General features: G+C 35.2%; 13 protein-coding genes. 10 read left to right on the top strand and 3 right to left on the bottom strand.

The features are described 5' to 3' along the window. Positions 1-21: 21 nt before the first annotated feature. On the bottom strand, positions 22-1,335 hold the full coding sequence (locus IW15_RS11695) for a dihydrolipoamide acetyltransferase family protein (protein WP_034711438.1): 1,314 nt from the start codon (positions 1,333-1,335) through the stop codon (positions 22-24). A gap of 63 nt (positions 1,336-1,398) precedes the next feature. Then, positions 1,399-2,226: an SAM hydrolase/SAM-dependent halogenase family protein gene (locus IW15_RS11690; RefSeq protein ID WP_034711436.1), complete on the bottom strand. Its 828-nt coding sequence runs from the start codon at positions 2,224-2,226 to the stop codon at positions 1,399-1,401. 321 nt (positions 2,227-2,547) lie between these two features. On the opposite strand from IW15_RS11690, the gene IW15_RS11685 reads away from it, so the two are divergent. The 5 genes from IW15_RS11685 to IW15_RS11665 all read left to right on the top strand — a co-directional run bounded on the left by IW15_RS11685 (position 2,548) and on the right by IW15_RS11665 (position 6,518). Continuing rightward, positions 2,548-3,507 (top strand): PhoH family protein, encoded by a 960-nt coding sequence (locus IW15_RS11685; protein WP_034711434.1) that lies wholly within the window; start codon positions 2,548-2,550, stop codon positions 3,505-3,507. Positions 3,508-3,616: 109 nt separating this feature from the next. Continuing rightward, a complete protein-coding gene (locus tag IW15_RS11680; protein ID WP_034711433.1) occupies positions 3,617-4,144 on the top strand; it encodes an outer membrane beta-barrel protein in 528 nt (175 codons plus the stop codon). 136 nt (positions 4,145-4,280) lie between these two features. Continuing rightward, positions 4,281-4,778 (top strand): hypothetical protein, encoded by a 498-nt coding sequence (locus tag IW15_RS11675; protein WP_034711432.1) that lies wholly within the window; start codon positions 4,281-4,283, stop codon positions 4,776-4,778. 279 nt (positions 4,779-5,057) lie between these two features. Next, positions 5,058-5,510, top strand: coding sequence for a hypothetical protein (locus IW15_RS11670; protein ID WP_034711431.1), 453 nt, complete (start codon positions 5,058-5,060; stop codon positions 5,508-5,510). Between the two features lie 351 nt (positions 5,511-5,861). Then, positions 5,862-6,518 (top strand): outer membrane beta-barrel protein, encoded by a 657-nt coding sequence (locus IW15_RS11665; RefSeq protein ID WP_034711430.1) that lies wholly within the window; start codon positions 5,862-5,864, stop codon positions 6,516-6,518. A gap of 250 nt (positions 6,519-6,768) precedes the next feature. Here IW15_RS11665 and ffh read toward each other — a convergent pair whose 3' ends face one another. Then, positions 6,769-8,127 carry a signal recognition particle protein gene (gene ffh / locus IW15_RS11660; protein WP_034711429.1) on the bottom strand — a complete coding sequence of 453 codons (1,359 nt, stop codon included), beginning with the start codon at positions 8,125-8,127 and terminating at the stop codon, positions 6,769-6,771. A gap of 753 nt (positions 8,128-8,880) precedes the next feature. On the opposite strand from ffh, the gene atpB reads away from it, so the two are divergent. The 5 genes from atpB (at position 8,881) to atpA (ending at position 13,005) form a co-directional block, all read left to right on the top strand. Next, positions 8,881-10,017 (top strand): F0F1 ATP synthase subunit A, encoded by a 1,137-nt coding sequence (gene atpB / locus IW15_RS11645; protein ID WP_034711426.1) that lies wholly within the window; start codon positions 8,881-8,883, stop codon positions 10,015-10,017. A gap of 32 nt (positions 10,018-10,049) precedes the next feature. Beyond that, positions 10,050-10,268, top strand: coding sequence for an ATP synthase F0 subunit C (locus IW15_RS11640; protein WP_034711425.1), 219 nt, complete (start codon positions 10,050-10,052; stop codon positions 10,266-10,268). 104 nt (positions 10,269-10,372) lie between these two features. After that, on the top strand, positions 10,373-10,867 hold the full coding sequence (locus tag IW15_RS11635; protein ID WP_034711424.1) for a F0F1 ATP synthase subunit B: 495 nt from the start codon (positions 10,373-10,375) through the stop codon (positions 10,865-10,867). Positions 10,868-10,869: 2 nt separating this feature from the next. Continuing rightward, on the top strand, positions 10,870-11,409 hold the full coding sequence (gene atpH, locus IW15_RS11630; RefSeq protein WP_034711423.1) for an ATP synthase F1 subunit delta: 540 nt from the start codon (positions 10,870-10,872) through the stop codon (positions 11,407-11,409). An 18-nt stretch (positions 11,410-11,427) separates the two neighbouring features. Next, a complete protein-coding gene (atpA, locus tag IW15_RS11625) occupies positions 11,428-13,005 on the top strand; it encodes a F0F1 ATP synthase subunit alpha (protein WP_034711422.1) in 1,578 nt (525 codons plus the stop codon). Positions 13,006-13,050: the final 45 nt, after the last annotated feature.

Genomic DNA, 13,050 nt, shown 5'->3' with positions numbered 1-13,050 from the left:
TATGAGTCAATCGGGTATGATTTATACTTCAGTATTCATATCCCAGTTCTGCAGGTAGTCATGAACATGTTTTAAGAACATTCCACCCAGAGATCCGTCTACCACTCTATGGTCATACGAGTGAGACATGAACATTAACTGACGGATGGCAATTACATCACCGTCTTTCGTTTCCAGCACTGCCGGTTTTTTCACAATCGCTCCAATTGCTAAAATAGCAACCTGAGGCTGTGGAATAATAGGAGTACCCATTAAGTTTCCGAAGCTTCCTACGTTAGAAATCGTATAAGTAGCTCCTTGTGTATCTTCTGGTCTTAATTTCTTATTTCTTGCTCTGTAAGCCAAGTCGTTAATAGCTTTTGCTAAGCCAGAAAGAGATAATTGATCTGCATTTTTAATGACAGGAACGATAAGATTTCCATCCGGAAGGGCTGTTGCCATACCGATATTGATGTTTTTCTTTTTGATGATATTGTCTCCATTGATAGAAACATTGATCATCGGATAATCCTGGATTGCTTTTACAATTGCTTTTACGAAAATTGGCATGAACGTAAGTTTTTCACCTTCACGTTTCTCGAAAATATCTTTATGCTTGTTTCTCCATTTTACCACGTTGGTTACATCCGTTTCGATGAAAGAAGTAACGTGTGGTGCCGTTTGTTTTGCTTTAACCATGTTTTCAGCGATGATCTTTCTCATTCTGTCCATTGGAATGATCTCGTCACCTGCTGCGGTTGATACGGTAGCCGCCGGAGCAGATACTGCTGGTTTTGGAGCAGGAGTCGTTGCTGCTGCTTGTGGTGCTGCTTGAGGCTGGTTTCCTCTGTTGGCAACATACGCTAATATATCTTCTTTTGTAATTCTTCCCTCTAAACCGTTTCCTTTGATGGATTGCAGTTCAGTTTCAGAAATATTTTCTTGTTGTGCGATGGATTTTACAAGAGGTGATAAATAAAGGTCTCCTGAAAATTCTACATGTGAAGTAGCGGTAGGCTGTAAAGCTCCTTCAATTGTTTTTAATGTTTCAGCATCCGGAGTTGGAGCCGGAGTCTCTGTTTTTACCTCTTCTGAACCTGTATTTCCGCCTTCTCCTTCAATTTCTAAAATAGCAATGGCTTCACCAACTTTTGCAACCTCGTCTTTTCGTTTTAAAATTTTAACGATTTTCCCCGAAACTGGTGTCGGAACGTCTGAATCTACCTTATCTGTTGCAATTTCTACTACGGAATCATCCTCTTTTACATTATCACCCTCATTAAATAACCAAGTGATAATTGTCGCTTCCATAACACCTTCTCCCATGGAAGGAAGCAATAATTTGTATTCTGCCATTTTTAATTTTTAGATTTTGACAAATATATAAAAAAAATCGGTTTTTTTATGGAATATATAATCTTAGAAAAATTCAATGTAAATATTTTCCCCAACATTCAATCCGAACAAACTTTTTGCGCCGTTTTTTTTGCTTCCTTTATAGATGGTAAGCTCCAAAAGCTGGCTGTCATTGAAAATTGCTGCGGACTGTCCGTGGTATTCCGTTTCCCTTTCCCAGTCGGAAACCACTTCGGTGTGGCTTGAAAATATTCTGGAAAGACTTAAGTTTCTGAATTTAATGGTGAAATTTTCATAGCCCTTTCCTGCACTTTCGAAAAATTCTTTGTTGATATTCGAGATAATATTTCCGAAATTATCAATATAGGTAACTTCCCCAATAATCATTCTTTCATTCTCATTATAAACAGGTTTTGGAAATAAAAGCTGCTTAACGCTGTCTATTTTTCTTCCGATTACTTCCGGTAGTCCACCGTTGGCAAGGTGTACGGCTGCAGGCACAAAAACATCCGTTGACGTGAAATCTACCACATCATCAAACCTGCTGTTAAGAGTGATCTCATAAATTGCTTCGGGTTTTATATCGAAAAAGATCAGGCTTAAAAGGCCATTGTCGGCCGCCAGAAAATAAGATCCATCCGATTTATAAAGAATGTTTTTTCTTGATTTATGGAAAAAACTGTCAACCGATAAAATGTGAATAGCTCCTTTTGGAAAATATTTGTAAGCGTTTCTAACGATATAAGAGGTCTGTATGAGGTTGAATGCCTGGATGTCGTGGGTTATATCAACAATATCAACCTCAGGATTCAGCGACAGAATCTTGCCTTTTACAGCGGCAACTCTGTAGTCTAAATTTCCGAAATCTGAAGTAAGGGTAATAATCGACATTTGTAATTTGTAGAATGATAGAAATGCAAATTTATTTAAAATAAAGGGAAATAGGGAGGTTATGGTTCATAAAAAATTATAAAATCCTCTTCTGCTTCCGAATTTATGTCCTGAAAGCAGATGCTTGAATTAATGACATTTTAATTAATATGCTTTATCTGAATGAGTTTTGTAAAAATTGGCGAATTATTAAAGACGTTTAATGCTTATTATTTTTACAAGTAATAATAAACAGCGGTGTATTGTAAATATTGTGGATAAGAATTTGATATAATTCTGAAAAAAAAATTCTAAATTTAGATTCTAATAAAAAATACCTGCATGTTTGAATTAACATATGATTTGGAAGATGTTGACGTAAAGATCTTCTACGGTGTAAACAACCAATTTTTCAATTTAATAAAATCAAGCTTCCCTACCATTAAAATTACTGGAAGAGACCATTATATTTTTGCAATGGGAAATCAGGAAGCGTTAGACATACTTAAACAAAAACTGAATGACATTATAGCATTTATCTCGAAAAACAATTCTATTGCCCTTAAAGATGTTGAAAACATTCTTAATATCAAGGATGAGAATGAGAAACAGCTGGTCTTTGATCAGGATATCATCGTAAAAGGGGTAAATGGTAAAATTATTAAAGCTAAAACCACCAACCTTAAGAAGCTCGTTAAAGAAACGGAGAAAAAAGACATGGTTTTTGCAATCGGGCCTGCGGGAACCGGGAAAACCTATACCAGTGTGGCTTTGGCAGCAAGGGCTTTGAGAGATAAAGAAGTGAAAAGAATTGTTCTGACAAGGCCTGCAGTAGAAGCAGGGGAGAGTCTGGGATTTTTGCCGGGTGACCTTAAAGAAAAACTTGATCCGTATTTACAGCCTCTATATGATGCACTTCGGGATATGATTCCTCATGAAAAACTGGAAGGTTTTATGGAGAAGAAAGTTATTGAAGTAGCTCCGTTGGCATTTATGAGAGGGCGTACCCTTGATGATGCTTTTGTAATTCTTGATGAAGCACAGAATACCACTCATGCACAGATGAAAATGTTCCTGACGAGAATGGGGATGAACGCCAAATTCATCATTACCGGAGATCCAAGCCAGATTGACCTTCCAAAAAACCAGCAGTCCGGGTTAAAAGAAGCCATGAGAATTCTGCATGGGGTAAAAGAGATCGGATTTGTACATCTTACGGAAGAAGATGTGGTAAGGCATCCGGTAGTAAGAAAGATCATTCTAGCTTACAATGAAGAAGACAAGAGACTGAAAAATGATTAAAAATCATAATTATTTAACATAATATCATTGTTAGGTTAATGATTTGTTAATGCTTGTTAATTTCCTAAATAATAATTAGTTTTGCGGTCGAATTTTAAAAACAATAACCATGAAAAAACTATTATTAATCGGAGCTTTGGCTCTGTTGGGGGCAAATGTTAACGCACAGGAAAGTCATTTTAAAATAGGAGGCCACGTAGGATTGCCTGTAGGAGATGCCGGAGATACCTATGCATTTAATGCAGGAGTAGATGTAGCCTACACATGGCAGATCGCAGAGCATTTTGAATTGGGGGCTACCACAGGATACTCTCATTATTTCGGAAAAGAAATCAAGACTCCGGAATTAAATTTTATGGGATCGGTTATCATTCCTTCAATATCTTACAAATCAAATGTTGGGTCAATCCCTGTTGCTGCAACTGCTCAGTATACATTTGAGGGCGGATTTAATGTAGGGGCAGACTTGGGATATGCTTTCCTTACAGGAGATGCAGATGGTGGTGGTTTTTACTACCAGCCTAAAGTAGGGTATACATTTGCAGAAAAACATACTATTTTTGCAGGATATAAAGGAATCAGCAAAGATGGATATGAGCTTTCAACAGTAAGTATAGGATATGCTTATAAGTTTTAATTAACTTTATTATAAAGACAAGCCGCTTATTTTTAAGCGGCTTTTTTATGCCCCAATCTGAATATTTTTTTGACCTCTTGATGAAATATAAAATATTTATTAATTTTGTGAGCTCAATCAAAAACTATTAGAAAATATGAAAAAATTGTTACTATTAAGTGCTTTCGCCTTTTTAGGAGGGGCTGCACAGGCGCAGGAAGGTTTTAAACTTGGAGGACATATCGGTATTCCGGTTTCCGATGCAAGCAATGCATCATCATTTACATTAGGAGTAGATGCTGCTTATATGTGGAATATTGCAAAAGGGCTTGACCTGGGAGTTGCAACAGGATATTCTCATTTCTTTGGAAAAGACAATTTTGATGATTTCGGATTTATTCCGGTAGCTGTTTCCGGTAAATACCGATTTTCGGGAGCACCTATTTTTGTAGGATTAGATTTGGGATATGGAATTTCCACAAAAGATGGGGTAGATGGAGGATTCTATGCTCAGCCAAAATTCGGGTATCAAATGGCTAAAGGCGAATTGTATCTGGGATATCAAACCATTAGCAACAAACGTGATTTCGGATGGTACAAGACAAGCTGGAATGTTGGTGCAGTCAACATTGGCTATAACTTCTTCCTGAAATAAGCACAATATAATACATTGAAAAACCAGCCTGATGGCTGGTTTTTTTAAAAAAATAAAATATCTCTAATTGGTGATAAATTTCATATCTGCATTTTCTTTAATCCTAAATCATTAATGTATTTTTGCCGCTTTAAACTATTAAATTTTTAATTATGAGAAAGCTTAAAGTTATACTAGCTACGTCAATTCTTTTAACTTCATTATCATGCCAGTCTGATCAGATAAATGAAGAGGTGATATCCAGTCAAAATACACAAACTAAAGTCGCTTATAAAATCGATGGCAAAACTATTACTATTACATAGTAAAGAAGTACAGCTGAGTACCAAATTAGCAACACAGGAATCGACAGCAAAAGGAGTTATATCAAAAGTTTGTCGTGGTTGGTACAAACTATATGATAAAGACGGAAATTTATTATTGGAAAGAAATCTATCAGAAGGCGACGAATTTATGGATAATATTGGTCTTCTTAATAATGAAAACCTTGCGCTTAAAAATACTGCTTTTATACAGGCTTCAAACTGCCTTTTATATCTTTCAGGAGCTAAGTATGAAGGTTTTCCACAATATAAGTGGACTATAGATATGAATGTGAATCAGCTGATTGATTCCCGTCAAAAAACTGGAGTTTATGTTCTTGTTACAACACCATTTCCAACCGGAAACTTTGTAACAGCAGGAGCTGTATTTGGTATAAAGGGAACTTATAATTGTTATGTATCTGCATAATTATATTCCAAAGACATATTTTAGAAAGCTGTTTTTAAGTTAAAGCAGCTTTTTATTTTTAGAATAACTCCTTAAATGTTAATGTTTTGTATCTTAATTATTGGTAATAAATGTAAATCATTGGAATTTATAAAAAATGATGAATCTAAAAAGTCAAACAAATTTCAATCCTGTTGATAAATTGTAATTTTTTTATTCTAAATATTGTGAAAAAATCAAAGTCCTATTATGAATGTATTTTATTTTCGGAAAAGCTTAATATTTATCAATGATATTAATCACATTAACAAATTTTAATATTCGCAGAACCCAATGTAACTTTGCCCTCAGAAAGTATTAAAATTTTTTAAAATGAAAAAAATATTATTAGCGGGTGCTGTTGCACTTTTTGGATTATCTAATGCTCAGATTGCTAAAGGAACTACGTATTTATCAGGATCTGTTGGTTATTCTCAAGTAGAAAATAACAATGGTAACGATAAAAAAGAAAACTTCAACGTATTACCTACAGTTGGATATTTCGTAAACACTAACTTAGCAGTTGGATTAGGAATTGGATACCAAACTGAAAAAAATACTGTAACTACTACTGCAACTTTAGGAAATACTACAATCGTAAACGAGAACGTAACTAAAACTCCAGCTTTCGTTGTAGCTCCATTCGTAAGAAAATACTGGACTTTATCTGACAAGTTATATTTCTTCGGACAATTAGCAGTGCCAATGCAGTTTGGAAAAACTGAGGTTGAAACTAGTTCTGTAGCTACTTCAGGAAATACAGTTGTTACAAACTCTACTTCTACTGAAGCTAAATACACTAAAATCGGTGTTACTGTTAAGCCAGGTTTAGATTATTTCTTAAACAAAAACTGGTCTATTGAAGCTACTATCGGTGAATTCGGTTATAGCAACTACAAACCAAAAAATGGTGATGCTACAAACAACTATAACTTCGGTTTGAACTTATCTTCTGTAACTTTCGGAGTTAAATATGTATTTGCTAAATAATTAGTAAAACATACTCAAAATAGAAGCCCTGAAATATATTTCAGGGCTTTTTTATGCTCCAGCATGATTATTAGATTCATTCGTATTGTAGCAAAAAAGTGGTAATTCACGAAGAGTGCTGAAGTGTATATCAATTAAGATGGTACAGTCATTAATTCATTTCCTTCCATTGCTCAGTCAGAAGATGAGTTATATACCAACAAAAAACTCTCAGAATTTCTGAGAGTTTTATTTATATTTTCTGAATGAATTATTTTCCCATTCCGCCCATTCCCGGCATATTAGGCATTTTACTCATCATCTGCATCATCTGCTTTCCTTGAGGTCCCTGCATCATCTTCATCATTTTACCCATCTGGTCAAACTGTTTCATCAGCTGGTTTACATCTTCAATTTTTCTTCCTGCTCCTCTGGCAATTCTCTGTTTTCTCTGAGAATTAATGATAGAAGGTCTTCTTCTCTCGTCCGGAGTCATAGAATAAATAATAGCTTCAATATGTTTGAATGCATCATCACTGATTTCAACATCCTTGATTGCTTTTCCAACTCCCGGAATCATCCCCATCAAATCTTTCATGTTACCCATCTTCTTGATCTGGTTGATCTGTTTCAGGAAATCGTCGAAACCGAATTCGTTCTTGGCAATTTTTTTGTGAAGTTTTTTAGCCTCCTCTTCATCAAATTGTTCCTGAGCTCTTTCTACTAAGGAAACAACGTCTCCCATTCCTAAGATTCTGTCGGCCATCCTTTCTGGGTAGAAAAGATCTAATGCTTCCATTTTCTCACCGGTAGAGATAAATTTAATAGGTTTTTCTACAACAGAACGAATTGTCAGTGCAGCACCCCCACGGGTATCACCATCTAATTTCGTTAAAACAACCCCGTCAAAATTTAAAGCATCATTAAACGCTTTTGCTGTGTTTACAGCATCCTGACCAGTCATTGAGTCAACAACGAATAATGTTTCGTTAGGTTTAATGAAATAATGAACAGATTTGATCTCATTCATCATCTGCTCGTCAATCGCCAAACGACCGGCAGTATCCACGATGACAACATCATGACCGTTTTGTTTTGCAAAATTAATTGCATTTTCAGCGATCGTTGATGGATTGGTAGCACCTTCTTCAGTGAAAACAGGAACACCAATCTGGCCACCCAATACTTTCAACTGTTCAATAGCAGCCGGACGGTAAACGTCACAAGCTACCAATAAAGGTTTTTTATTTTTCTTAGTTTTTAAATAATTAGCAAGTTTTCCAGAGAAGGTTGTCTTACCGGAACCCTGAAGACCTGCGATAAGAATTACAGACGGCTTACCGGAAAGATTAATTCCTTCCTGAGTTCCTCCCATTAAGGCTACCAATTCGTCATGGACAATCTTCGTCATCAACTGTCCTGGAGTAAGGGAGGTAAGAACGTTTTCTCCTAAAGCTTTATCCTGAACTCTTTTAGTTAAGTCTTTTGCAACTTTATAGTTAACGTCGGCATCCACCAATGCTCTACGAATTTCTTTTACGGTTTCGGCAACATTGATCTCTGTAATTTTTCCGCGCCCGGAAATATTATGAAGCGCTTTGTCTAATTTATCCTGTAAACTATTAAACATATTAATTGTAAATTATAGTTTGCAAAAATAGGGAATTTTTGCTATATCTGATGGTTAAAATCCAATAACTATTTATTGTGCCGGATTTATCTGGTTAAAGTTTATGCATAAACAATGGGTTTGGCAGATAACAGTACATCAATTCATATGGAGTTTAATTATATTTAATAGTATTTTTTATTCTGTTTTTTATTAAGTATTTCTAAACTTAAAAAATTCTTGTCCTGTATCATATAATATATAAATAAGAGTAGCCAATACATTCAATTCAGGAATGTCAGGCAGATTCTGTTTTATGCAATACATGTTTTTCAAAGAGTAGAGAATTTTTATCACCTGTGAAAATTGTTTGTTATAAGGTATTTTTATTATGTTTGCGTTCATAGTTAACTCAAGCTTAAAATTAGAGGATGATTTTCTTTACCATTATTTTTTTACTTGCTGTTTTTAATTTGACAGTATTTTTTGTTTTTAAGAAATTTTTATACAAAAAGCCTGATGAAGGAATGAAATTTTTAGTCATAAATATTTCTAAAGACCTTATTTGGTTAGTTATTTCTTTGATAATGTTAGAAAAAACAAAAACCAATTTTCTTTTTATTGTTATAAGCTTTATTATAGGCTCACTCCTTATATATATACCCATAATAAAACTCATTAACAAGTCTTGATTTTTTTGATGATAAAAATCAATTTTTAATATTGGTAAAGTTTAATAAAATCAATATATTTGCACACGATTAAAAAAGAGATATGAACAGAAAGATTTCTTCATTATTTTTCGCATTTTTATTTGTGTTTATTAGCAGTTTAGCTACTGCACAACATGATTCTGAAGGTGAAAAATCCGCTGAAAAAGTAGAGCATAAAGAAGATGGCAACAAATTCAATGCTACCAAAATGATCATGGAACACATTGGTGATTCTAACGAATGGCATTTATGGACTACCAAAGACGATAACGGTGAAGAGCACCATGTTTCTATTCCATTGCCTGTGATCATTAAAGATAACGAAGGATGGCATACTTTTCTTTCAAGCAGTATCGCTCACGGACATGAACATGATGGCTATACTTTAGAAGAAGGACAAGTAGTTTCTACTAAAGGAATCCAGAAAGCAACATTGTTTTCAATCATTAGTGGAAAACAAAAATCAAACGAAGTATTCTTTGATATGTCAATTACTAAGAATGCAGCATCCATGTTCTTGTCAGTAATTTTTATGGGAATTATCTTCATAGGAATGGCTAGAAACTATAAAAAATCTCAGTTACCAAAGGGTGCAGGGAAATTATTAGAGCCTGTGATTGTATTTATCAGAGATGAAGTGGCTATTCCAAACATCGGTTCTGTAAAGTATAAAAGATATATGCCTTATCTTTTAACCGCATTCTTCTTTATCTGGTTCAACAACCTTTTTGGATTGATTCCTTTCTTTCCTGGAGGATCTAACCTTACCGGAAACATTGCAATTACTGCAGTATTAGCTATTATTACTTTATTAATTACGTTATTCAGTGCTAATAAAGATTACTGGAAGCACATTTTCATGCCGCCGGTTCCAATTTTATTATATCCGATCATGGTTCCGATTGAAATTATCGGGGTTTTCACAAAACCTTTTGCATTGATGATGCGACTTTTCGCAAACATAACTGCAGGACACATCATGATTCTGGCAATTATATCTTTGATTTTTATTTTTAAATCTCCGCTTTTAGGATTTGCATCTGTACCATTAGCATTATTTGTTTCGGTATTAGAGTTATTGGTTGCCGCATTACAGGCTTATATATTTACAGTGTTATCTGCATTGTTTATCGGTATTGCAGTTGCAGAACACGAGCACGAACATGCTCATGCTCACCACGAGGAGCACGCTAACTAAGAAAAATAATTTTAACTAAATATTTATTTATTATGGACATCACAACTGGAGCAGGATTAATTTACGTAGGAATAGGTTTAGCAGTACTAGGAGTAGGTCTTGGTATCGGTAAAATCGGTGGGCATGCAATGGATGCTATCGCTAGACAACCAGAACAAGCTGGTAAGATTCAAGGAGCAATGCTTATTGCTGCAGGTCTTATTGAAGGAGCTGGTCTTATTGCTATTATCTTTGGTGCTTTCATCAAGTAATAATTATCCTCAAAGAAAATATTCTTAGCAGTGAAGCGTTTGGCTGCTGCTAAGAATTTTAAAAAAATGATCCATAAATTACATTAAAAAAAAGAATTACAGATATGGGAATTATTGAACCTGGAATTGGACTTTTGTTTTGGATGACGCTTACTTTTGTTATCCTGTTATTTATTCTAGCAAAATTCGCTTGGAAACCAATCGTTAATGCTGTTAATGATAGAGAAACTTCAATTGTTGATGCATTGAACCAAGCTAAATTGGCTAAAAAAGAAATGGAAGAGTTAAAAGCTGATAACGAAAGAATCATTCGTGAAGCTAAGATCGAAAGAGATGCGATCCTTAAAGAAGCCAGAGAAATTAAAGATAGAATCGTAGGTGAAGCTAAAGATATTGCTAAATCTGAAGGAGATAAATTAATCGAATCAGCTAGACAAAGCATCCAGTCAGAGAAAAATGCTGCTATGGCAGATATCAAGTCTCAAATTGGTAACTTGTCTGTAAATATTGCTGAATCTATCTTGAAGCAAAAATTAGACAACACTGAGGCTCAGAATGAGTTGGTTCAAAATTATTTAAACAAATCTAACCTTAACTAAGAATGCTTACATCTAAAGTAGCTAAAAGATACGCACAAGGTTTGCTTGATTTTACCAATGAATCAGGAGAAACAGCTGCTGTATTTTCTGAAATGAAAGATGTAGTAAAGCTGATGGCTCAATCTGTTGATCTGAACAAATTTTTCCAAACGCCTTACATTGATTCTAAAAAGAAGATAGAAGTAGCGCACGAAATTTTCAAAAGTTTATCATTAACTTCCCAGAATATGATCAAATTAGTGATCAGACAGGGGCGTGAAACACAGCTGAAAAATATCGCTCAGGAATATATCAATAAAGTAGAAGATGTTAACGGAGTACAGAGAATAACTTTGACTACTGCAACGTCACTTTCAAAAGAAAATATTGACCAAATCCTTAGATCTACGGATTTAGTAAAAGCTGGTTCAAACTTTGACCTGAAAGTAAATGTAAACCCTGCTATTTTAGGAGGATATGTCCTAAGAGTAGGAGACCAGCAGATCGATGCATCTGTGAAAACTAAACTTACTCAAGTTAAAAAAGATTTTCAATTAAATTAAAGAAAAAAAAACCATACAATGGCAGAAATAAATCCGGCAGAAGTATCTGCGATCTTAAAACAGCAATTGGCCAACTTCGATACTCAATCAAATGTTGAGGAAGTAGGTACAGTTTTAACCATCGGTGATGGTATTGCTCGTGTATACGGGTTAGAAAACGTACAATACGGAGAGTTGGTGAAATTTTCTAGTGATGTAGAAGGTATTGTACTAAACCTTGAAGAAGACAACGTAGGGGTTGCTTTACTTGGGGAAAGTAAATTAGTAAGAGAAGGAGATACAGTAAGAAGAACAAACAGAATCTCTTCTATCAAAGTAGGAGAAGGAATGTTAGGAAGAGTAGTAGATACTCTTGGTAATCCTATCGATGGTAAAGGTCCTATCTCAGGAGAATTATACGAAATGCCATTGGAAAGAAAGGCTCCTGGAGTTATCTTCAGACAGCCTGTAACTGAACCTTTACAAACAGGTATCGTTGCTATCGACTCTATGATCCCTGTAGGAAGAGGACAAAGAGAATTGATCATCGGTGACAGACAGACAGGTAAAACTACTGTTGCTATCGATACGATCATCAACCAAAAAGAATTTTTTGATGCTGGTAACCCAGTATATTGTATATATGTTGCAATCGGACAGAAAGCATCTACAGTAGCTCAAATCGTTAAAACACTTTCTGATAAAGGAGCTTTAGCATATACTGTAATTGTTGCTGCTAATGCATCAGATCCAGTTCCAATGCAGGTATATTCTGCAATGGCAGGAGCTTCTATCGGTGAATTCTTCAGAGACACTGGTAGACCGGCATTGATCATCTATGATGATTTATCTAAACAAGCGGTTGCATACCGTGAGCTTTCTCTTCTATTAAGAAGACCACCGGGCCGTGAAGCTTATCCTGGAGACGTTTTCTATCTTCACTCAAGATTATTGGAAAGAGCAGCAAAAGTAATTGCTGATGACAATATCGCGAGACAGATGAACGACTTACCTGATTCATTAAGACCAATCGTAAAAGGAGGAGGTTCATTAACTGCACTTCCAATTATCGAAACTCAGGCTGGTGACGTTTCTGCATATATTCCAACAAACGTAATCTCTATTACAGATGGACAGATTTTCTTGGAGTCTGATCTATTCAACTCTGGGGTTCGTCCTGCGATCAACGTAGGTATCTCTGTATCAAGAGTAGGAGGTAACGCGCAGATCAAATCAATGAAAAAAGTTTCTGGTACTCTTAAATTAGACCAGGCTCAATATAAAGAATTGGAAGCATTTGCTAAATTCGGTTCTGACCTTGATGCTTCTACTTTAGCAGTAATCTCTAAAGGAGAAAGAAACGTTGAGCTTCTTAAGCAGCCGGTAAACTCTCCACTTCCTGTAGATAGCCAGGTGGCAATGATCTATGCAGGAACAGAGAACTTAATGAGAAACGTTCCTATCAGAAAAGTAAAAGAATTCCAAAAAGAATATATCGAATTCCTAAGATCTAAGCACCCGGATACAATGGCTGCTCTTAAAGCTGGAAAAATCGATAACGATATTACAGCAGTTCTTAAGCAGGCGGCTAACGATTTGGCTTCTAAATATAACTAAAATTAGTTGATGATTGTTGGTTGATAGTTGACGGAATTTTCTAAA

The organism is Chryseobacterium soli (assembly GCF_000737705.1).
In the GTDB taxonomy this organism is placed as follows: Bacteria; Bacteroidota; Bacteroidia; order Flavobacteriales; family Weeksellaceae; genus Chryseobacterium; species Chryseobacterium soli.
The sequence above is the reverse complement of the archived record's forward strand: the minus strand, read 5'-3'. Positions and strand labels throughout refer to the sequence as shown.

Coding starts and splice junctions, on each gene's coding strand:
- IW15_RS11695 (WP_034711438.1), bottom strand. CDS start 1,335: ATGGCAGAATACAAATTATTGCTTCCTTCCATGGGAGAAGGTGTTATG.
- IW15_RS11690 (WP_034711436.1), bottom strand. CDS start 2,226: ATGTCGATTATTACCCTTACTTCAGATTTCGGAAATTTAGACTACAGA.
- IW15_RS11685 (WP_034711434.1), top strand. CDS start 2,548: ATGTTTGAATTAACATATGATTTGGAAGATGTTGACGTAAAGATCTTC.
- IW15_RS11680 (WP_034711433.1), top strand. CDS start 3,617: ATGAAAAAACTATTATTAATCGGAGCTTTGGCTCTGTTGGGGGCAAAT.
- IW15_RS11675 (WP_034711432.1), top strand. CDS start 4,281: ATGAAAAAATTGTTACTATTAAGTGCTTTCGCCTTTTTAGGAGGGGCT.
- IW15_RS11670 (WP_034711431.1), top strand. CDS start 5,058: ATGGCAAAACTATTACTATTACATAGTAAAGAAGTACAGCTGAGTACC.
- IW15_RS11665 (WP_034711430.1), top strand. CDS start 5,862: ATGAAAAAAATATTATTAGCGGGTGCTGTTGCACTTTTTGGATTATCT.
- ffh (WP_034711429.1), bottom strand. CDS start 8,127: ATGTTTAATAGTTTACAGGATAAATTAGACAAAGCGCTTCATAATATT.
- atpB (WP_034711426.1), top strand. CDS start 8,881: ATGAACAGAAAGATTTCTTCATTATTTTTCGCATTTTTATTTGTGTTT.
- IW15_RS11640 (WP_034711425.1), top strand. CDS start 10,050: ATGGACATCACAACTGGAGCAGGATTAATTTACGTAGGAATAGGTTTA.
- IW15_RS11635 (WP_034711424.1), top strand. CDS start 10,373: ATGGGAATTATTGAACCTGGAATTGGACTTTTGTTTTGGATGACGCTT.
- atpH (WP_034711423.1), top strand. CDS start 10,870: ATGCTTACATCTAAAGTAGCTAAAAGATACGCACAAGGTTTGCTTGAT.
- atpA (WP_034711422.1), top strand. CDS start 11,428: ATGGCAGAAATAAATCCGGCAGAAGTATCTGCGATCTTAAAACAGCAA.